General features: G+C 54.1%; 26 protein-coding genes and 1 tRNA gene. 21 read left to right on the forward strand and 6 right to left on the reverse strand.

Features of this window, described 5'->3' with window-relative positions; translation table 11 throughout:
- Positions 1-33: 33 nt before the first annotated feature.
- The 14 genes from C3Z11_RS11755 to C3Z11_RS11800 all read left to right on the forward strand — a co-directional run bounded on the left by C3Z11_RS11755 (position 34) and on the right by C3Z11_RS11800 (position 7,843).
- On the forward strand, positions 34-237 hold the full coding sequence (locus C3Z11_RS11755; RefSeq protein ID WP_106478149.1) for a hypothetical protein: 204 nt from the start codon (positions 34-36) through the stop codon (positions 235-237).
- Complete coding sequence (locus C3Z11_RS16890) at positions 212-364, forward strand: hypothetical protein (protein ID WP_158701033.1); 153 nt, start codon at positions 212-214, stop codon at positions 362-364. The genes C3Z11_RS11755 and C3Z11_RS16890 overlap by 26 nt, the downstream gene beginning before the upstream one ends.
- 199 nt (positions 365-563) lie before the next feature.
- Positions 564-815, forward strand: coding sequence for a hypothetical protein (locus tag C3Z11_RS11760; protein WP_106478150.1), 252 nt, complete (start codon positions 564-566; stop codon positions 813-815).
- Positions 812-1,153, forward strand: a complete 342-nt coding sequence (locus tag C3Z11_RS11765) for a hypothetical protein (RefSeq protein ID WP_106478151.1) — start codon at positions 812-814, stop codon at positions 1,151-1,153. The genes C3Z11_RS11760 and C3Z11_RS11765 overlap by 4 nt, the downstream gene beginning before the upstream one ends.
- Positions 1,146-1,436 carry a hypothetical protein gene (locus C3Z11_RS11770; protein ID WP_106478152.1) on the forward strand — a complete coding sequence of 97 codons (291 nt, stop codon included), beginning with the start codon at positions 1,146-1,148 and terminating at the stop codon, positions 1,434-1,436. The genes C3Z11_RS11765 and C3Z11_RS11770 overlap by 8 nt, the downstream gene beginning before the upstream one ends.
- Positions 1,437-1,506: 70 nt before the next feature.
- On the forward strand, positions 1,507-2,334 hold the full coding sequence (locus tag C3Z11_RS11775; RefSeq protein ID WP_262927379.1) for a PD-(D/E)XK nuclease-like domain-containing protein: 828 nt from the start codon (positions 1,507-1,509) through the stop codon (positions 2,332-2,334).
- Positions 2,331-3,104, forward strand: a complete 774-nt coding sequence (gene recT, locus C3Z11_RS11780) for a recombination protein RecT (RefSeq protein ID WP_106478153.1) — start codon at positions 2,331-2,333, stop codon at positions 3,102-3,104. Before C3Z11_RS11775 ends, recT begins: the two co-directional genes overlap by 4 nt.
- 96 nt (positions 3,105-3,200) lie before the next feature.
- Complete coding sequence (locus C3Z11_RS11785; protein ID WP_106478154.1) at positions 3,201-3,494, forward strand: hypothetical protein; 294 nt, start codon at positions 3,201-3,203, stop codon at positions 3,492-3,494.
- 95 nt (positions 3,495-3,589) lie between these two features.
- On the forward strand, positions 3,590-4,099 hold the full coding sequence (gene dut, locus C3Z11_RS11790) for a dUTP diphosphatase (RefSeq protein ID WP_106478155.1): 510 nt from the start codon (positions 3,590-3,592) through the stop codon (positions 4,097-4,099).
- A gap of 2 nt (positions 4,100-4,101) precedes the next feature.
- Positions 4,102-4,245 (forward strand): hypothetical protein, encoded by a 144-nt coding sequence (locus C3Z11_RS16895; protein ID WP_158701034.1) that lies wholly within the window; start codon positions 4,102-4,104, stop codon positions 4,243-4,245.
- Positions 4,242-5,822, forward strand: a complete 1,581-nt coding sequence (locus C3Z11_RS11795) for a DNA cytosine methyltransferase (RefSeq protein ID WP_262927380.1) — start codon at positions 4,242-4,244, stop codon at positions 5,820-5,822. Before C3Z11_RS16895 ends, C3Z11_RS11795 begins: the two co-directional genes overlap by 4 nt.
- 73 nt (positions 5,823-5,895) lie before the next feature.
- Positions 5,896-6,051: a hypothetical protein gene (locus C3Z11_RS16900; protein WP_158701035.1), complete on the forward strand. Its 156-nt coding sequence runs from the start codon at positions 5,896-5,898 to the stop codon at positions 6,049-6,051.
- Positions 6,024-6,173 carry a hypothetical protein gene (locus C3Z11_RS16905; RefSeq protein ID WP_158701036.1) on the forward strand — a complete coding sequence of 50 codons (150 nt, stop codon included), beginning with the start codon at positions 6,024-6,026 and terminating at the stop codon, positions 6,171-6,173. Before C3Z11_RS16900 ends, C3Z11_RS16905 begins: the two co-directional genes overlap by 28 nt.
- Before the next feature lie 569 nt (positions 6,174-6,742).
- Positions 6,743-7,843 (forward strand): tyrosine-type recombinase/integrase, encoded by a 1,101-nt coding sequence (locus C3Z11_RS11800; RefSeq protein ID WP_106478156.1) that lies wholly within the window; start codon positions 6,743-6,745, stop codon positions 7,841-7,843.
- A 10-nt stretch (positions 7,844-7,853) separates the two neighbouring features.
- On the opposite strand, the gene C3Z11_RS11805 is transcribed toward C3Z11_RS11800, so the two are convergent.
- Positions 7,854-7,944, reverse strand: a tRNA-Ser gene (locus C3Z11_RS11805).
- A 168-nt stretch (positions 7,945-8,112) separates the two neighbouring features.
- Here C3Z11_RS11805 and C3Z11_RS11810 point away from each other — a divergent pair.
- From C3Z11_RS11810 to C3Z11_RS11835, 6 genes are all read left to right on the forward strand, one after another.
- The gene (locus C3Z11_RS11810; RefSeq protein WP_106478157.1) at positions 8,113-8,781 is read left to right on the forward strand and encodes a Bax inhibitor-1/YccA family protein; all 669 of its coding nucleotides are present in this window, start codon (positions 8,113-8,115) and stop codon (positions 8,779-8,781) included.
- Positions 8,782-8,860: 79 nt separating this feature from the next.
- The gene (tusD, locus tag C3Z11_RS11815; protein ID WP_106478158.1) at positions 8,861-9,253 is read left to right on the forward strand and encodes a sulfurtransferase complex subunit TusD; all 393 of its coding nucleotides are present in this window, start codon (positions 8,861-8,863) and stop codon (positions 9,251-9,253) included.
- A 14-nt stretch (positions 9,254-9,267) separates the two neighbouring features.
- Positions 9,268-9,621: a sulfurtransferase complex subunit TusC gene (tusC, locus tag C3Z11_RS11820; RefSeq protein ID WP_106478159.1), complete on the forward strand. Its 354-nt coding sequence runs from the start codon at positions 9,268-9,270 to the stop codon at positions 9,619-9,621.
- Positions 9,622-9,643: 22 nt separating this feature from the next.
- Positions 9,644-9,934 (forward strand): sulfurtransferase complex subunit TusB, encoded by a 291-nt coding sequence (gene tusB / locus C3Z11_RS11825; protein ID WP_106478160.1) that lies wholly within the window; start codon positions 9,644-9,646, stop codon positions 9,932-9,934.
- Entirely contained in the window at positions 9,934-10,284 is a 351-nt protein-coding gene (locus C3Z11_RS11830) for a TusE/DsrC/DsvC family sulfur relay protein (protein WP_106478161.1), read from the forward strand. Before tusB ends, C3Z11_RS11830 begins: the two co-directional genes overlap by 1 nt.
- Before the next feature lie 9 nt (positions 10,285-10,293).
- Entirely contained in the window at positions 10,294-10,866 is a 573-nt protein-coding gene (locus C3Z11_RS11835; RefSeq protein ID WP_106478162.1) for an acyl carrier protein phosphodiesterase, read from the forward strand.
- A gap of 6 nt (positions 10,867-10,872) precedes the next feature.
- On the opposite strand, the gene C3Z11_RS11840 is transcribed toward C3Z11_RS11835, so the two are convergent.
- The 4 genes from C3Z11_RS11840 to C3Z11_RS11855 all read right to left on the reverse strand — a co-directional run bounded on the left by C3Z11_RS11840 (position 10,873) and on the right by C3Z11_RS11855 (position 13,760).
- Positions 10,873-11,631: a carbonic anhydrase gene (locus C3Z11_RS11840; RefSeq protein WP_106478163.1), complete on the reverse strand. Its 759-nt coding sequence runs from the start codon at positions 11,629-11,631 to the stop codon at positions 10,873-10,875.
- A gap of 95 nt (positions 11,632-11,726) precedes the next feature.
- Positions 11,727-12,917 carry a molybdopterin molybdotransferase MoeA gene (locus C3Z11_RS11845; RefSeq protein ID WP_106478164.1) on the reverse strand — a complete coding sequence of 397 codons (1,191 nt, stop codon included), beginning with the start codon at positions 12,915-12,917 and terminating at the stop codon, positions 11,727-11,729.
- Positions 12,910-13,431 carry a molybdenum cofactor biosynthesis protein B gene (gene moaB, locus C3Z11_RS11850; protein ID WP_106478165.1) on the reverse strand — a complete coding sequence of 174 codons (522 nt, stop codon included), beginning with the start codon at positions 13,429-13,431 and terminating at the stop codon, positions 12,910-12,912. Before moaB ends, C3Z11_RS11845 begins: the two co-directional genes overlap by 8 nt.
- Positions 13,428-13,760, reverse strand: a complete 333-nt coding sequence (locus C3Z11_RS11855; protein ID WP_106478166.1) for a DUF1244 domain-containing protein — start codon at positions 13,758-13,760, stop codon at positions 13,428-13,430. The genes moaB and C3Z11_RS11855 overlap by 4 nt, the downstream gene beginning before the upstream one ends.
- Positions 13,761-14,006: 246 nt before the next feature.
- Here C3Z11_RS11855 and C3Z11_RS11860 point away from each other — a divergent pair, with 246 nt between their 5' ends.
- Positions 14,007-15,407 (forward strand): APC family permease, encoded by a 1,401-nt coding sequence (locus tag C3Z11_RS11860; RefSeq protein ID WP_106478167.1) that lies wholly within the window; start codon positions 14,007-14,009, stop codon positions 15,405-15,407.
- Between the two features lie 79 nt (positions 15,408-15,486).
- Here C3Z11_RS11860 and C3Z11_RS11865 read toward each other — a convergent pair whose 3' ends face one another.
- A complete protein-coding gene (locus C3Z11_RS11865) occupies positions 15,487-16,122 on the reverse strand; it encodes a helix-turn-helix domain-containing protein (protein WP_106478168.1) in 636 nt (211 codons plus the stop codon).
- Between the last annotated feature and the right edge of the window lie 102 nt (positions 16,123-16,224).

The following is a 16,224-nucleotide window of genomic DNA, read 5'->3' on the forward strand; positions in this document are numbered from 1 at the left end:
CTTGGCCTTTCTTATTATGCGAGGGAGTTCGTTATGACAGCCCACGCAAGAATCACCGCGCCGCTTTCGAGCGGTTTTTTATTGCCTGACGAAAAGCCAGCGGCCTGCATCGAGGTCGTTGGCTACGGCCACATACCGCGCAGCACGACGATGGATAGCGCCGTCGCTGATGTGTATCTGCAAACCGGCAAGCGCATGAGGTGGGTACGTGATGATCGCACCAGCACGCGTCACTGAGCACGATAAAGCACCGACGTTCAACGACATGCGGAACGCTGAGCGCATGGCCGAATACTACGCACGCCGGGCCAAGAAGAAGCCTGCACTGATTCAGATCGAGAAGATGAAGGGGATGCGTCGATGATAAATCAGTATCTCGATTCATGGGTTTATTTCACGGAAGTAGGTTCGGGCCCAATGCCAGGAGTATGGCGTCAAGTTTCGCCGCGTCGTGCGAGAAAACTGCGTAAGCGTGGCGAACGTGTTCAGTGGCATGAAGGCTTTAGCTCATTTGCATGGTTGCCGAGGTGAATCATGAACACACAAGCATGGGGAGAGCAGCTATGAGCATCGATATTGCAGTAGTTCGCGAGTTCGTTGATGCGGGCGTTGCAGTTCCGGCAAGCATCGTTGCTGAACTGCTCGACCGGCTAGAGGCGGCTGAAGAGCTTCGCGAGGCGCTTAAAGAGTGCGCTGAACACATCGAAGCGATGATGGCCCACATTGATCACAAGCCGCAACGCTTTAAAGAGCACTGCTGGAGTAAGGCGGTAATGGCACGGGCAGCCCTAGCCAAAGCCCGAGGTGAATCATGAACGCACAGGCACAGCTTCATAACGACATGGCGTACTGCCGACGCGCTGGCATTTCGTATGAGATCGCAGCAGAGGCGCAACGGCAGCGTAAAGAGGAAGCGCAAGCGGCGTATGAGCAGGCGCTGGATGATGAGGTAGAGCGCATCCTGACGCAGCCTGACGAGATCCAGGAAGCGCTGGGCTACACGCTCGATCAATCAGCGCTAGAGCATGCGGTGGTCATGTCGAACTTTGCATCGCTTGAGCAGCGGGAGCTGTGGCGATCAGTGCTGCGGCAGCATATTCGGGACGCGGTGTGTGAGTTGGCTAAACGGAATTTGGAGGTGGGTAATGGGTAAAGCTGGGCTCTATAACGAAGAAAAGGTTTTGTATTTTGCCAATCAGAAACAGGGGTTGCACGTCTCGATAACTGAGCCAGAACACTCTGATCTTACAGAGATCGTCGAGTCTCTCAAAGAACAGCAAATGATAAAGCGAGTTGAGCATGATGATTCTGGTTTTTATTACCACACAACGACAGCAGGCGAGCGAAGGTTAATCCATCTGCAAATTAAATGGCGTAAGCGGAATGGAAAGTCAGTTAAGGAACACAAAAAACGATTATCCGAGCTTGATGAATAAAAAAGGCCGCTTTGCAGAGCGGCCCGGATCAGTAATTGCGGGATCACTTAATCCACGGAGACATTAGCACATGCAGCCCGAGATAATCGAGCCGGGCTACTATCGCGACATCAGCAATGAGCGATACCACGCTAGCTCGGCGGTCAGTAAATCCCAGCTAGACCTGCTTCACAAATCCCCCGCCTTACTCCAGTGGTCACGCCACGCCCCCGAAGATGAAGAGAAGAAGACCGCGCTGAATATTGGCGATGCTTGCCATGCGCTGATCTTGGAACCTGAGCGGTTCGGGCTGGAGTATGCGATAGGGCCGGATGCACCGAAGAATACCAAGGCGGGCAAGGATGCCTGGGCAGCGTTTGAGGAAACGCTGGACGATCGGACGGCGTTGACGTTTGCCGAGGGCAAGAAGGTAAACCTGATACGCGAGAGCGTCATGGCACACCCGCTCGCCAGACAGCTCATAGAGGCCGAGGGAGACGTTGAAGCAAGCATCTATTGGCGTGAGGTCAGCACAGGACAGGACGCCCGATGTAGGCCGGATAAAACACTCAGCAAGTACGGCTGGATCGTTGACTTGAAGACGACCGCCGACATTCAGAAGTTCAGCAAGTCGGTCTACGAATACCGCTATCACGTCCAAGACGCCTTCTATTCAGATGGTTACACCGAGCACTTTGGAGAGCAGCCGAGAGGCTTTCTATTCATCGCGTTCAGCACGTCGATTGAGTGCGGCAAGTATCCGGTGCGGATCTTCAAGCTGGATGACGAAGCAAAGGAAATGGGCCGCAGCGATTACCTGCAGGACATGGCCGTCTATGCCGAGTGCATGGCGTCAGAGTCATGGCCTGGCATCGAAACATTAAGCCTGCCTTGGTGGGCAAAGGAGCATAGAGCATGAGCGAAGTAGCGACACAAGACACACTCGGTAAAGAGTTGCAGCAGCACAGCGGGCAGCAGAAGAAGCCGATGCCGACCACGATTCAAGGCATGCTGAAAGATCCGCGCTTTACGTCGCAGATTGCCCGGGCCCTGCCAAAACACATCACGCCAGACCGCATCACTCGCATCGCACTGACAGAGGTGAACAAGACGCCAGCCCTTGGCAAGTGCGATCCAGTCACGTTGTTCGGCTCCATTATCCAGTCGGCACAGCTTGGCCTCGAACTAGGCGGGGCACTTGGCCATGCCTACTTGGTGCCCTACGGCAACCAGGCGCAATTCATTATCGGTTATCGCGGCATGATCGACTTGGCACGTCGCTCCGGTCAGATGGTTAGCCTGCAGGCGCACACAGTCCACGACAACGACGAGTTCGATTTCGAGTATGGACTAGATGAAAAGCTGCGCCATGTGCCAGCACGAGGCGACCGGGGGCCGATGGTTGCCGTCTACTCCGTTGCCAAGCTGGTCGGCGGTGGTCACCAGATCGAGGTCATGTGGAAGGAAGATGTCGATGCCATCCGCAGCAAGTCAAAGGCTGGCAACTCAGGACCGTGGCGCGATCACTACGAAGAGATGGCCAAGAAGACGGCGATCCGCCGCCTGTTCAAATATCTGCCGGTCAGCGTTGAGATGCAGAAGGCCGTCGCACTGGATGAGCAGGCAGAGGCGGGCGTCCAAGACAACAACGTCTTCGATGGCGAGTTCAGCTACGGCGAAGCCGAGTAAATCACTCCGCATATCCTAGCCGCCAAGCGCGGCTTTTCTTTTGATGGTCATTTGATGCCCTGCTGATGCGGGGCTTTGTTTTATCTGGAGGGAGCCATGCTCGGCACTGAATACCTTAGCCCCAACCATCCGCTTAGGAGTGATCCCAGCAAGCCATGGCCGTATGCGGTTGTGGTCGGGTATCGCCTGAAAGCCAGAAGGATCGTCAAGCGTCGCACTGTTTTTGTCAGGGCGACCGGGCTAGCGACCGCAGAGATCGAAGCCGTCATGTACTGCCGCGACCAGGCGGTGCCGGTATATGACGACGAGGGCCGCAAGCTATATCCGTCGCGCGCTATGTCGGCTCGCCCGCTCGATAAAAGCGATTGCTTTAACTCTGATGCCAGCTGATCAGTAAATCTTTATACGCCCGACGATGGCAAGCCTACAAAGAAACAATCAACAAATAGCTGCTAAGCGGCTTTTTTACATCCGAAGGAAACGTCATGGTTACCGATTACATGGAAATGCTTGAGAAGCGCAATGAAGAGCTTGAGCGCGAGAAAGCGGCGCTGCTCGATGAGCTGATGGGCCCGCAAGTGCAGATCCTGCTATGCCATCCCAAGGCGCATGTGCCGACACGCAAGCGAACAACAGATGCTGGCTTCGACCTGTACTGCGTCGAGCGGGTAGACATCGAGCCCGGCGACCAAGCCGTGCTGCCGACCGGAGTTCAAATGGCTATTAGCCCGGGTTGGTATGGCCGAGTAGCACCGCGCTCCGGTTTGGCCGTTAACCACGTCATAGACGTGAATGCCGGGGTAATCGATGCCGCCTACCGCGGGGAGATCAAGGTGGCGTTGATCAACCTCGGCAAGCACAAGGTCGAGTTCAAGCCCGGCGAGCGCATCGCTCAGATCATCTTCGAGCGGTACTCAATGAACGAGCTGACCGTTGTCGATTACCTGACCGACACAGATCGCGGTGGATTCGGTTTCGGCTCATCAGGGAGATAGCCATGACATTCCTAGCCTACGTTCTGATCCTTAGCGGCCTCTCATCGGCCGCTTTTTTGTTCACGCTGGTCGCGATGAAGCTGGGCCTGCATCGAGATGATTTGATAATCAAAGATAAGGGTGTTGCGCAGGATATTGCCTCATGAATATGCATCTTAACCTTGGTCACGAGCTCGTGGTCGACAACTTCGCCGGTGGTGGCGGTGCCAGCGAGGGTATTGAGCAAGCGCTGGGCCGCCCAGTAGACCTCGCCATCAATCACGACGCAGCGGCAATCGCCATTCACACCGCTAATCATCCAGACAGCGAGCATGCCGTCGCTGACGTCTGGGACATCGACCCGGAGCAGGCGACCAAGGGCCAGCCAGTCGGCTTGGCGTGGTTCTCGCCCGACTGTCGCCACCACAGCAAGGCCAAAGGCGGCCGCCCGGTGAGCAAGAGCGTGCGCGGCCTGGCATGGGTGGCTACGCGCTGGGCCGCCAAAGTGAAGCCTCGCATTATCATCCTGGAAAACGTCGAAGAGTTTCAGGCCTGGGGCCCACTGATCAAAGACGAGCGTGATCAATTGATACCGGACCCGGCACGCAAGGGCCAGACGTTTCACGCGTTCGTTCGCACGCTCAAGCGTCATGGCTATGACGTTGAGTGGAAGCTGCTGCGTGCTTGTGATTACGGCACGCCAACGATCCGCAAGCGTCTATTTCTAATTGCACGACGCGATGGGCGCCCGATCTGCTGGCCGAAACCAACACATGCCGACCCAAAGGCACCGGCAGTACAGCGAGGCAAGCTCAAGCCTTACCGCACTGCCGCCGAGTGCATCGACTGGTCAATTCCGTGCCCCTCGATCTTCGAGCGCAACCGCCCGCTAGCCGAGAATACGCTCAAAAGGATTGCCAAGGGCGTCATGCGATACGTGATCAATACTGCTGATCCTTTCATAGTCAAGGCAAACCATACCGCCAGTTGGTACTCAGCATTTCGTGGTCAGTCACTCAGCGAGCCCCTGCAGACAATCACCACATCACCGGGCTTCGCCCTGGTCACGCCAACGCTGGTACAAACCGGATATGGTGAGCGTCCCGGACAGGCACCGCGCACGCTTGACCTACATCAGCCACTCGGCACGGTCGTCGCCGGTGGGCAAAAGCACGGGCTGGTCTCGGCTTTCCTCGCCAAGCACTTTACCGGCGTGGTTGGTGATGACTTACGCAACCCACTGCCAACGGTCACGGCGACCGACCACAACGCCCTGGTCGCCGCCAGCCTAGTCAACCTAAAGGGCAGCGAGCGCGGAGGGCGCGACATTCGTGAGCCTATGCCGACGATCTGCGCTGGTGGTACTCATGCTGCAGCGGTGGCTGCTTTCCTCGCTCCTTACTATGGCAGCGGCTCTGGTGAGACCGGCCGTGACTTAAGAGCGCCCATACCCACGGTCACAACCAAGGACCGCTTTCAACTGGTCACAGTAGTGATCAAGGGCGAGCAGTACGTCATTACCGACATTGGCATGCGCATGCTGCAGCCACACGAACTCGCCGCGGCGCAGGGATTTCCGGCGGACTATCAGCTTGCCGAGGTCGAAGGCCGAGCGGTACCGAAGTACACCCAGGTCAGGCTCGTCGGCAACAGCGTTTGCCCGCCACTGGCCAAGGCCATCGTCGAGGCCAACTTCGAACACGAACGGAAATTCATGAACTTGCCGGAGGGCGTTGCAGCATGAGCGAATTAAAACGACAGGAGCGTCACATCGTCATCAAGCGCAAGCTTCGAGCCCATGCGCAAGGTGATCAATCATGATCTACCTAGCCGCGTTACTGTTGATGCTTGCCATGTTGGGCTGCTGGCTCGGCCTTGAATACCTGCTTCGTAACGTCGCCATTGAACGCTATTTGGGACCGGATGACATATGGAGTGAAGACGAATGCGAAGACGAACAGCGGGGCTGCTGATAGCGCTCATGATCGGCGGATTCATCGGCAGCGTGTGGCTCTACGCGGCGTGGGCTGGATGTGAGCTCACAGAGAGCGATGCGCTGTACTGTCCGCTGCTGACTGAGGACTGGGGCGATTGATCGCCTGAGATAGATAGCAACCACAAGCCGCCATGTGCGGCTTTAATTTTGCCCGGAGGTTGGGATGAGGAACCACAAATATAGATTGCACGAACACTGCATCAAGAAGCGCCGCCATCCTGACGAGCCAACAGCGAGAGCGAATGCGATGTGCTCATGCCGGAGGTTCGAGTTGGATGTAATGAGTATTTACCGCTGCCGCGAATGTGGTGGATGGCATATCACTTCACAGGCGGGATTGCTGGCCAACCGAGTCACGGCAACGTTGCCATACATGCAAGCACGGTGACATGAAGATGGTCACAACACACCGGCAGATGCCGGTTTTTTTATGTCTGAATTTTGGGGAATGCGATGGACAAGCTGCTTATCAGCATCGGTACCGCTGCAAAGATGCTTGATTGTGACCGTTCAACCGTCAGCCGGCGCATGGACGACGGCTCGATACCGTGGGTCTGGCTTGGTTCACGGCGGATGGTTCACTTGGCAAAACTGCGCGAACAAATTGACGCGGATGCACCGGCATCGCAATATCGCGGTGCGTCCGGCGTTGTGGATGGGAGAATGCAATGCCTTACAAACGACCAGGATCGCCTTACTGGTGGGTCTTTATCACACCGCCTAACGGCGGGAACCCGATTAGACGATCTACTCGGACGGTAGATAAGCGCGAAGCCGAAGCCTTAGAGGGGAAGTGGCGAGCGCAGCTCTTTAGACAATCTGCATGGGGAGAGGAGCCAGAGCGGCTTTTCGAAGAGGTGGCCAGTGAGTTCATCCTGGCCTCCATGAAGAAAAGATCGATTTCCGACATAAAGCAACGGATCGGCAAGCTCTATGACTTCTTTGCTGGCAAGGATATGAAGACGCTACGTGGGCAAGACGTGCGCGCCTTTATATCTTGGCGCCAAAAGCAAGGAGTTAGTGATTCGACAGTAAATAGAGAGCTTGCCACGCTGCAAGCCGCAATCAATTACGCCATCGTTCAAATGGAATGGCAATTGCCCAACCCAGTCAAGGGCCGAATGCTCGAAGAGCCCGAGGGTAGAGTGCGCTGGCTTACAAAGGCGGAAGCTGCTCGCTTGATTCAATGCGCCAGCCAATTGCGTTATGGAGATCGCCTGGCTGACTTCATTCAATTGGCACTGCATACCGGTTGCCGGATGAATGAGATGCTCAAGCTAGAATGGTCTCGTGTTGATATGTCGAGGCGATTGATGTGGCTGGATGGTGCAGATACTAAATCAAAGCGAAGGCGAGGGGTGCCGCTTAATGACGTTGCGATGGCCGCCATCATGTCTCGGGCAAGTTTTCGCGCCACTTACTGTCCACATTCGCCCTGGGTATTTTGCAATAAGCATGGTGAGCGATTGGTAGCGATACGCGAAGGCTTTAAATCAGCATGTAAAGAAGCAGGCATAAGCGACTTCCGTATTCATGATCTGAGGCATACCGCAGCATCATGGATGGTATCGGAAGGGGTGCCATTGGCTGATGTGAAAGAGGTGTTAGGTCATTCGACAATTACGATGACTGAGAAGTACGCGCACTTGGCGCCACATCGAGCAAGGGAAGCTGTAGAGAAGCTCCAATCACATTCTAAGCACATTGAAAGTCCGGTGCGTCGAATAGAAGATTTGATTGGAAGAAAAAGAAGAGAAAAAGCCTTATAAATCAAGTGAGTGGCGGAGGGACAGGGATTCGAACCCTGGAAGGGCTATAAACCCTTGCCGGTTTTCAAGACCGGTGCATTCAACCGCTCTGCCATCCCTCCGTCTCACGGCGAGCTATATTACCAGCTTTATTTCTCACGTCAAGCATCCCATTAATGATCATAGACTTAACGTTCTTAAGCTAGAGATTTGCTATACCCTTGCGAGTAGCTTGCGTACAGGTCATTCTGAACATAGAAAAAGTAGTTTCTTTTACGGAGGGCTCTTAGATGGCCAATCAAACCTACGAAATGCAGCAGCGTGCAGGTGCTGGTGCAGTTGATACGCATAAAGTGTTGCGCAACACTTATATGCTGCTGTCCATGACATTGCTGTTTTCTGCCGTTACGGCTTGGCTGGCAATGGCTATGAGTGTTGGGCGGATGAATATTTTTGTCTTCTTCATGGGGGCTTACGGTCTGATGTTTTTAGTCCATAAACTGCAGAATTCGGCAGCAGGTATTTTGGCCGCGTTTGCGTTTACCGGATTCATGGGCTTTACCCTCGGCCCTGTGTTGAATATGTATTTGTCCTTGCCGAACGGTGCAGGCATTGTCATGACAGCGTTGGGCATGACGGGGATAACCTTTGCAGGGTTATCGGCTGTTGCGTTGATTACGCGCAAGGACTTCAGCTTTCTAGGCAACTTCATCCTGGCGGGTGCCATTGTATTGGTGCTGGCGATGGTCGCGGCTTTGGTATTCAATATTACTGGCTTGGCGCTGGTGGTCTCCGCCGGTTTTGTTCTGTTTTCTTCTGCGGTCATTTTGTATGAAACGAGCCAACTCGTGCATGGCGGTCAGACCAACTATATTCTTGCGACTATCAGTTTATATGTCGCCATCTATAATCTTTTCATCAGCCTGCTTTCATTGCTTGGTTTCGCTTCGGACGATTGATCGATTCGATTTGGCATAGTAGATGTGACAGGCCCCGCCATGGCGGGGCCGTTTTATTTGAGCGGGAATAGAGGTCAACATGAATTATGCGCTTATTGTTTATGGTGCCCCTTATAGTCAGCAGGCTGCACATTCGGCATTAAGATTTGCTGAGGCATTGCCTCACCGAGGTCATCGAGCGGCAACGGTTTTTTTTTATCATGATGGCATTTACAACGCGACGCGCTTAATGACGCCGCCTCAGGATGAGCCGAATCTTCGCCAACGCTGGTCATTATTGGCAAAGGCACATAACACCTCGCTGCTGGTATGTGTTGCTTCCGCGCTCAAGCGTGGCATTGTCGATAATAAGGAAGCTCGCCGCCACGGCTTGGATGGTGATTCTCTTGCGCCTGAATTTGAACTGACAGGGCTTGGTCAGCTACTGGATGCCGCTCTTACGCATGATTGTGTTGTCACTTTCGGCGCCTGATAGGCGGATATAATATGACGAGTAAACGTATATTGATTGTGCTTCGCCATGCCCCTCATGGCAGCAGTTGGTCACGTGAAGGACTGGAAGCGGCGCTCGTGGGTGCAGCATTAGGGCAGGAGGTTTCGCTGCTGTTTATGGGTGATGGGGTATTTACCCTGTGTTCGGAACAGCAAGTGGGTGCTTTAGGCCAGAAAGGCACAGCGCCGATGATCGATGTATTGCCGATGTATGATATAGAGCGGCTCTGTGTCGATGAGCAAGCGCTGATAGCCCGTGGGCTTGAGACCAAGGATTTGATGGTGGCCATCGAATATGTTGACCCCGCCGAGCTGATCGCCGAGCACGATATCGTATTGACGTTTTGAATATGCAGGCTTGGAGTCGTCAATGGTATTACATATTTTGAACCGGTCTCCTTTTGCGAGTCGTGTACATGAAGATATGCTTCGCGCCATGGTGAATGAAGATCGTGTTCTACTGATCGAAGATGGCGTCAGCGCTGCGCTCAAGGCGGGCATAACGCTGTTGCCCACTATTGATGAGCGCCTTTATGCACTCAAGGAGGACCTTGAAGCGCGGGGCTTGAGTCAGCGGTGTGATCCCTGTGTGAATATCGTTGACGTCGATGGTTTCGTCGCTTTGACTGAACAGGCCGACAAAGTAGTGAGCTGGTTTTGATGGCTAATGCAATTGATCGTTATATCACTGTTGCAGCGCATGAGGTTGCACTCGACCCGGAGGGCTATTTGGTCAATCTAAACGATTGGTCACCGGAGGTTGCACAGGCGCTGGCAGGAGAAGAAGGAAGAGAACTCACTGAGGCGCATTGGGAAATCATATGGTTACTACGTGATTTCTATACACGCTATGAACTGGCCCCGGCCATGCGTCCGCTGATAAAAGCAGTTAAGCAAACATTGGGTGAAGAGAAAGGACGCTCGATCTATTTAATGACGCTGTTTCCCGAAAGTCCGCCCAAAGTTGCTGCGCGTCTTGCGGGGCTTCCCAAACCGACAAACTGTTTATAATCACGCCGAATGAATTTTCTTGGTCATGCTCATCTTGCCCATCATGGCGACGATGACTTCCTGTTTGGAAATCTGATTGCTGATGGTATTAAAGGCGCCGCGCTGGGTGAATTGAGCAACGCAGTCGCAGAAGGGGTGCGCCATCATCGTCAGGTGGATACCTTCATCGATCATCATCCGCTTGTCATGCAGTTGCGCCGTAGCGCACCGTCAGAGCACCGACGGGTAGTCGCTATCGCATTTGATCTGATTTGGGATCATTTTCTGGCGCAACGGTCGCCGGAGGCATTGATTGAACGTAGTTACCAGGTACTGCTCCAAGGCCGGGATGAATGGCCGGCAAGGCTTTCAGGTACGCTGAATGGCATGATCAATGGAGATTGGCTGCGTGGCTACAAGGATTTCGGGTTTACCTGTCAGGCTATTGCCGGGATTGGCCGGCGGTTGAGTGGCCCCAACCGCCTAGCAGCAAGTGTTCCATGGCTTGAACAGGAATACGATACATTCGAGCGAACGTTCCAGCAGCTATGGCCTGAGATGGAAACTCGTTTCTTGTCGTTACGTCCAGGCCCGTACGCATAAGGCGAGTTACTGCAATACAAAGCGTGCATTCAAGGGTTGCAGAGGCCGCACGCTGTCGACATCCAGCCACTGCCTGAACTGATCAATCTGTTGTTGAGAGGCGTGAATGGGCTGTTTCATGACCCACCAGCTGACACCCTCCGTACAGGGCGGTGTCGTCAGTGAGCCATTGTATTGCCAAGCATCGTGAGTGGCAGGCAGTAGCTCATCCGGTGTGAGCTCTCCATTCAATGGCATTGAGCGATCAACAGCGGGAACGTTACTCCAAAGCCGATCGATAACGTTTGACTCATCTCCTGGTTCAATGAACACCGAGATAATGAGCGTATTATCCAGTGTATCGCTGTGAACCAGTTGTATCTCCATCGGTGAGCGCTTGCCGTTAACGGCATGCTCAGCTGGATTATGGAACTCGATCCGGCGTAGTGCGTACTCATGATCATTGAGCGTAACCGTGTTGCCACTTGGACCTTCAGATGTAACGCTATTGGCTGTGCGCCTCATCACCAGTAGCGGGGCGGGATAGTCGATTTCAAGTTTGGGCAGCTGTGCATCAAGGACTTTCTTGCCCAAGTCCACTGGAGATTGATTGACACCGCTTCCGCAACGCTCGTAAATCGGGTTAAGACTGGCCCAGCTATCAGGGCCAGACTCCTCTCCATAGGACCAATCTTCGACACCGGTCGTTTCGGCCAGCGCGGGAAGCGTCATGGCGCCTAATATTGATCCTATTATCCAGGCAGGAACATGTGCTCTAGCCGGCATGGGGACTCCTTGTCAAACCATGAATGGTGGATTCATCCAAAATTTAAAATAACACCTATCAACCCGTTGACCTTGCTCGGAGGCGAGTGGCCTTGTCATGCTAGAAGATGCAGGCAGCGCACGCGATCACCCCGAGATATTTCTGTGTGTGCGGGAATGACGGCTAGAGCATCTGCATAGACGCACGAGCGTAAAACGGATGAATCTTGATCATCGTAGGCTTCGGCACGAATGCCTTCGTTGTCGAAATGCACCTTTACTCGCATATAGTGAGTACGCCCAGCCGTCCGGGTGGAGAAATTGGCTTGGGCGCTAAGTTCCGGCAACGTCTGCATGGCAGGGCACCCCATGAGTCTGCCCAGCAGCGGGCGCAGAAAAAGCCAGCTGCCTACGAAACTCGATACAGGATTGCCTGCCAACCCGATAAAGCGTGCTTTGCCGATACGCCCCATTGCCAACGGCTTGCCGGGACGGATGGCAAGCCGCCATAAATCGATCTGGCCGAGTTCGGCAACAGCGGGGCGAACGTGATCGGCTTCGCCTACCGATACGCCGCCCGAGGTAACGACAATATCAGTCTCTTGTGCGGCCTGTTTCAGTGCATCGCGTGTCGCTTCAAAGGTGTCGATGACATTATCGATGACCATGACCTCGGCACCGAAGTCATGCAGCATTTGGGTCAGCATGAAGCGATTGGAATTATAGATTTGCCCAGGAGCCAATGCCTGACCTGGCATGATGAGTTCGTCGCCAGTGGAAAGCAGTGCAACACGTGGGCGTCTGCTGACGTTTACACTGGCGATGCCCTGGCTGGCGAGAAAGCCAAGCCCTGCAGCATTGATGCGCTCACCGGCTACCATGAGCGGCTCACCAGCGCATATTTCACGCCCGCGATAGCGCACATTATTGCCTACTTCTACCGGTGTGGGGATGAAGGCCTCATTACCCTCTACCTCAACGTTTTCCTGCATGACTACGCTGTCAGCACCTTCAGGCAGCACACCGCCTGTAAAAATGCGTGCACAACTGCCTTGAACCAGGGGTGATGGGGCATGACCCGCAAGGATACGCTGCGATATCGGTAGACGTTTACCCGCGTCAGCGGCACGCAGCGCATAGCCATCCATTGCGCTGTTATTAGCTGGTGGCATGTCATGCTTGGCATATAGCGTTTCGGCAAGAACACGCCCTGCAGCCTGCTCAAGGGGCAGAAGCTCGGTTGCTAGGGGTACGATATCGCTTAAAAGCGTAGCAAGGGCCGTTTCAATGTCATGGAGTTCAGCCATGCTGGCCTCGTCCAGGAATAACAAGATTGGCAAAATTGCAGGGGCGATGACGGCTATCGAGCTGCTCAAGCAAAATGCTATTCCAGGCTGTGCGGCAGGCACCGGTAGACCCGGGCAGGCAGAACACTACGGTGCGGTTGGCAAAACCTGCCACGCAGCGGCTTTGAATGGTGGAGCTGCCAATTTCCTGCCAGGAGACATGACGAAACAGCTCGCCAAATCCTTCGATTTCACTATCAAACAATGGCCGTACAGCTTCCGGCGTTGAGTCGCGTCCAGTAAAGCCGGTGCCGCCCGTGGTAAGCACCACCTGAACATGCTCCTCGGCGATCCATGTCGCTACCTGGGCGCGGATACGATAAAGATCGTCAGGCACAATACGCTTTTCAACTAGCTGATGCCCCGCAGCCAGGAGGCTTTCGACGAGCGCCTGCCCCGAACGGTCTGTCTCTTCGGTGCGCGTATCTGAGATTGTCAACACGGCAATATTCAAGCCTATCTGCTCGTCGCTCATGCTGGACTTCCTTCCTTATCAGCCTGCTTGCGTTGCTGGCGGGCTTCCAGTGCGGCTAATTGCTGCTCTGTAGCGGGTTGCTGATAAAGCTCTTTCCACTGTGCATAGGGCATGCCATATACATGTTCACGAGCCGTTTCATAGTCCAGCTCTAGATCGCGCTGTTTGGCCGCGGCAACTAACCATTTGGACAAGCAGTTACGACAGAAGTCGGCAAGGATCATGAGGTCGATGTTCTGCACATCCTTGTTGGCGTCGAGATGCTCAAGCAATTGCCGAAAAGCAGCGGCTTCAAGCTCGGTACGCGTATCCTGATCAAACTGTTGCATGGTGTGTCTCCGGTAGTTCACAGCAATGGCTCCATTGTAGAGCCTCAAGGCGGATAGGGAAAAATGATGCTGTTAAGTATTTCATGTGCGTCAGGAAAGTAAGTGCGCTAATAACAATAACTTACGCTTGATATTACTGTCTGCTGAATATTATGTTGATTGCCTTGCGCTTATATAGCTTTAAAAGTTGAACGACATCATCTCAGTCACAGCGATAACAACAGTCAATAGCCGCGGAGACCCATCATGTCCACTTCCAGCAATCGTCATGACCTTGTTCGCGTCCTGGCACGTAAAGATGTTCTGGCTCTCGCCTTTGGTGCCATGATCGGGTGGGGCTGGATCGTACTCACAGGCAAATTCATTGTTGAAGCAGGCAGCCTCGGTGCCGTCGTCGCGTTCTTGATCGGTGGCGCGGCCATCGTGCTGGTAGGGTTGACCTATGCCGAGCTCGCTTCTGCAATGCCGCAGGTAGGCGGTGAGCATGTCTACAGCTATCGCGCTTTGGGCCATCTGGCCTCTTTTATCTGTACCTGGGCGATCGTACTGGGCTATATCAGCGTGGTGGCTTTTGAGGCTGTAGCATTGCCTACGGTCGTACAAACCTTGTTTCCTGATTATCCGGTTGGTCATCTGTGGACCATAGCGGGTTGGGATGTAACGCTTTCCTGGGTAGCGGTAGGCAGTATTGGTTCACTCGTGATGATGGCGATCAACTATCTGGGCGTGACCATGGCGGCATTGATTCAGCGTCTGGTAACGATGTTAATTCTAGTTGTTGGTGTTTTGTTCATCAGTGGTGCTCTGTTTCGTGGTCAGGTCACTACACTTGAGCCGCTATTTACTGGCGGCTCGGGCGGTATCATGGCTGTCTTGATCATGGTCCCGTTCCTGTTCGTGGGCTTCGACGTCATTCCGCAGGCCGCTGAGGAAATCAACTTACCTTTTCGCGAGATTGGGCGGGTGCTGACCGTGTCGGTCATTCTTGCCGTGGTGTGGTATGCCTTGATCGTGTTCGGCACCTCATTAATGATGCCAGCAGATGCGCTCGGGGGTGATGTGCTTGCTGTGCCAGCGGCAATGCAGGCTGTTTTTAATGCTCCATGGGCCGCTAACTTGATGATTCTTGCAGGCGTTGCCGGAATCATCACCAGTTGGAACGCTTTTTACATTGGTGGTTCACGCGCGATTTATGCCCTTGCCCATGCGGGGATGCTGCCGGCATTTCTGGCCAAGCTTCATCACAAATACCGTACCCCAACGAATGCCATTCTCTTGATTGGCCTTATCTCATCGCTGGCGCCTTTATTGGGTCGGCCAGCGATGGTCTGGCTCGTCGATGCTGGCGGATTAGGCATTGTCATTGCCTACTTGTTTGTCGCGCTCTCTTTTCTTGTGCTGCGTTACCGGGAGCCTGAAATGCCGCGTCCATTCAAGGTTTCGCAAGGGAAGCTGGTAGGTATACTCGCTGTCGTGCTCTCGGCCGGATTAACGTGTCTTTATCTACCCGGCAGTCCCGCTGCGCTGACGGGTGTTGAGTGGCTTATTTTCGGTGGATGGATGGTAGTGGGGCTGGCGATGTACGCTTGGGCAGTTACGCATTATGGCAAGGCGCATACGGCAAGAATGATGGCTCCGCGCGACTGATAGGTAGAGGACAGTAGCCGATAGCGATAGTAGCCCCGGGCAATGGTTGACGCGACAAGCAGCCGATCATTGCCCGACTTTAATCATCTTCTTCACGTGGCGTGCATACCGACAAGACCACGGCGTCTTCTTCACTGACTGATACCTTGGCATGGCCCATGTCGCTATCAAAGTAAAGGCTATCACCCGCTTCGAGATGGAGGGGCTCATAGCACTCGCTGTAAAGTAAAATGGCGCCTTCCAGTACCATCAGGAATTCCTCACCGCCATGGCGGACCCAATCGGCAAAATCCTCGATGTGTCGTGCGCGTACGATCGTTTTGAATGGAATCATGCGCTTTTGCGCTAACTGCCAGGAAAGGAGCTCATGCTCATAGGTCGGTGTTGGATGCGATCTGCCATCACCTTTGCGGGTAATATCCCTGCGCCCCGAGGGACGCTGCTGCTGACGTGGCTGTCTCAACAGCTGGGGTAGATCAATGTTGAGCCCATTGATGAGTTTCTGGACCACCATGAAGGTTGGCGATATCTGATCGTTTTCGATCTTCGATAAGGTCGAACGGGCAAGCCCCGTGCGTTGGCTGACATCTTCCAGCGTCCAGCGCTGGGCGAGACGCAGCTCCTTTAAACGCTCCCCAAGTCTTAAGGGTTCAACAAAAGGCTTGCGTCCTGAAGCGATACGTAAGGCGGCGTCTTGGTCGGTGGGTGAGGTCATTGTCACGGTTGGGGTAAAAGGTGTGGGCAGATGCTAGCACAACCTGCCCACTTCAGGCGTTTGGATACTCTATCGATATCTTCTTCTGTCATGTGAATGGCT

It is taken from the genome of Phytohalomonas tamaricis, from assembly GCF_003012345.1.
Classification (GTDB): domain Bacteria; phylum Pseudomonadota; class Gammaproteobacteria; order Pseudomonadales; family Halomonadaceae; genus Phytohalomonas; species Phytohalomonas tamaricis.

What these genes read in the sequence shown, in the direction of transcription:
- C3Z11_RS11835 (WP_106478162.1), top strand. Translation starts at nt 10,294, where the DNA reads ATGAATTTTCTTGGTCATGCTCATCTTGCCCATCATGGCGACGATGAC.
- recT (WP_106478153.1), top strand. Translation starts at nt 2,331, where the DNA reads ATGAGCGAAGTAGCGACACAAGACACACTCGGTAAAGAGTTGCAGCAG.
- C3Z11_RS16900 (WP_158701035.1), top strand. Translation starts at nt 5,896, where the DNA reads ATGATCTACCTAGCCGCGTTACTGTTGATGCTTGCCATGTTGGGCTGC.
- moaB (WP_106478165.1), bottom strand. Translation starts at nt 13,431, where the DNA reads ATGAGCGACGAGCAGATAGGCTTGAATATTGCCGTGTTGACAATCTCA.
- tusC (WP_106478159.1), top strand. Translation starts at nt 9,268, where the DNA reads ATGACGAGTAAACGTATATTGATTGTGCTTCGCCATGCCCCTCATGGC.
- C3Z11_RS11795 (WP_262927380.1), top strand. Translation starts at nt 4,242, where the DNA reads ATGAATATGCATCTTAACCTTGGTCACGAGCTCGTGGTCGACAACTTC.
- C3Z11_RS11860 (WP_106478167.1), top strand. Translation starts at nt 14,007, where the DNA reads ATGTCCACTTCCAGCAATCGTCATGACCTTGTTCGCGTCCTGGCACGT.
- C3Z11_RS11845 (WP_106478164.1), bottom strand. Translation starts at nt 12,917, where the DNA reads ATGGCTGAACTCCATGACATTGAAACGGCCCTTGCTACGCTTTTAAGC.
- C3Z11_RS11810 (WP_106478157.1), top strand. Translation starts at nt 8,113, where the DNA reads ATGGCCAATCAAACCTACGAAATGCAGCAGCGTGCAGGTGCTGGTGCA.
- C3Z11_RS11760 (WP_106478150.1), top strand. Translation starts at nt 564, where the DNA reads ATGAGCATCGATATTGCAGTAGTTCGCGAGTTCGTTGATGCGGGCGTT.
- C3Z11_RS11865 (WP_106478168.1), bottom strand. Translation starts at nt 16,122, where the DNA reads ATGACCTCACCCACCGACCAAGACGCCGCCTTACGTATCGCTTCAGGA.
- C3Z11_RS16905 (WP_158701036.1), top strand. Translation starts at nt 6,024, where the DNA reads ATGCGAAGACGAACAGCGGGGCTGCTGATAGCGCTCATGATCGGCGGA.
- C3Z11_RS11785 (WP_106478154.1), top strand. Translation starts at nt 3,201, where the DNA reads ATGCTCGGCACTGAATACCTTAGCCCCAACCATCCGCTTAGGAGTGAT.
- tusB (WP_106478160.1), top strand. Translation starts at nt 9,644, where the DNA reads ATGGTATTACATATTTTGAACCGGTCTCCTTTTGCGAGTCGTGTACAT.
- C3Z11_RS11770 (WP_106478152.1), top strand. Translation starts at nt 1,146, where the DNA reads ATGGGTAAAGCTGGGCTCTATAACGAAGAAAAGGTTTTGTATTTTGCC.
- C3Z11_RS11765 (WP_106478151.1), top strand. Translation starts at nt 812, where the DNA reads ATGAACGCACAGGCACAGCTTCATAACGACATGGCGTACTGCCGACGC.
- C3Z11_RS16890 (WP_158701033.1), top strand. Translation starts at nt 212, where the DNA reads ATGATCGCACCAGCACGCGTCACTGAGCACGATAAAGCACCGACGTTC.
- C3Z11_RS16895 (WP_158701034.1), top strand. Translation starts at nt 4,102, where the DNA reads ATGACATTCCTAGCCTACGTTCTGATCCTTAGCGGCCTCTCATCGGCC.
- C3Z11_RS11830 (WP_106478161.1), top strand. Translation starts at nt 9,934, where the DNA reads ATGGCTAATGCAATTGATCGTTATATCACTGTTGCAGCGCATGAGGTT.
- C3Z11_RS11755 (WP_106478149.1), top strand. Translation starts at nt 34, where the DNA reads ATGACAGCCCACGCAAGAATCACCGCGCCGCTTTCGAGCGGTTTTTTA.
- C3Z11_RS11775 (WP_262927379.1), top strand. Translation starts at nt 1,507, where the DNA reads ATGCAGCCCGAGATAATCGAGCCGGGCTACTATCGCGACATCAGCAAT.
- C3Z11_RS11840 (WP_106478163.1), bottom strand. Translation starts at nt 11,631, where the DNA reads ATGCCGGCTAGAGCACATGTTCCTGCCTGGATAATAGGATCAATATTA.
- tusD (WP_106478158.1), top strand. Translation starts at nt 8,861, where the DNA reads ATGAATTATGCGCTTATTGTTTATGGTGCCCCTTATAGTCAGCAGGCT.
- C3Z11_RS11855 (WP_106478166.1), bottom strand. Translation starts at nt 13,760, where the DNA reads ATGCAACAGTTTGATCAGGATACGCGTACCGAGCTTGAAGCCGCTGCT.
- C3Z11_RS11800 (WP_106478156.1), top strand. Translation starts at nt 6,743, where the DNA reads ATGCCTTACAAACGACCAGGATCGCCTTACTGGTGGGTCTTTATCACA.
- dut (WP_106478155.1), top strand. Translation starts at nt 3,590, where the DNA reads ATGGTTACCGATTACATGGAAATGCTTGAGAAGCGCAATGAAGAGCTT.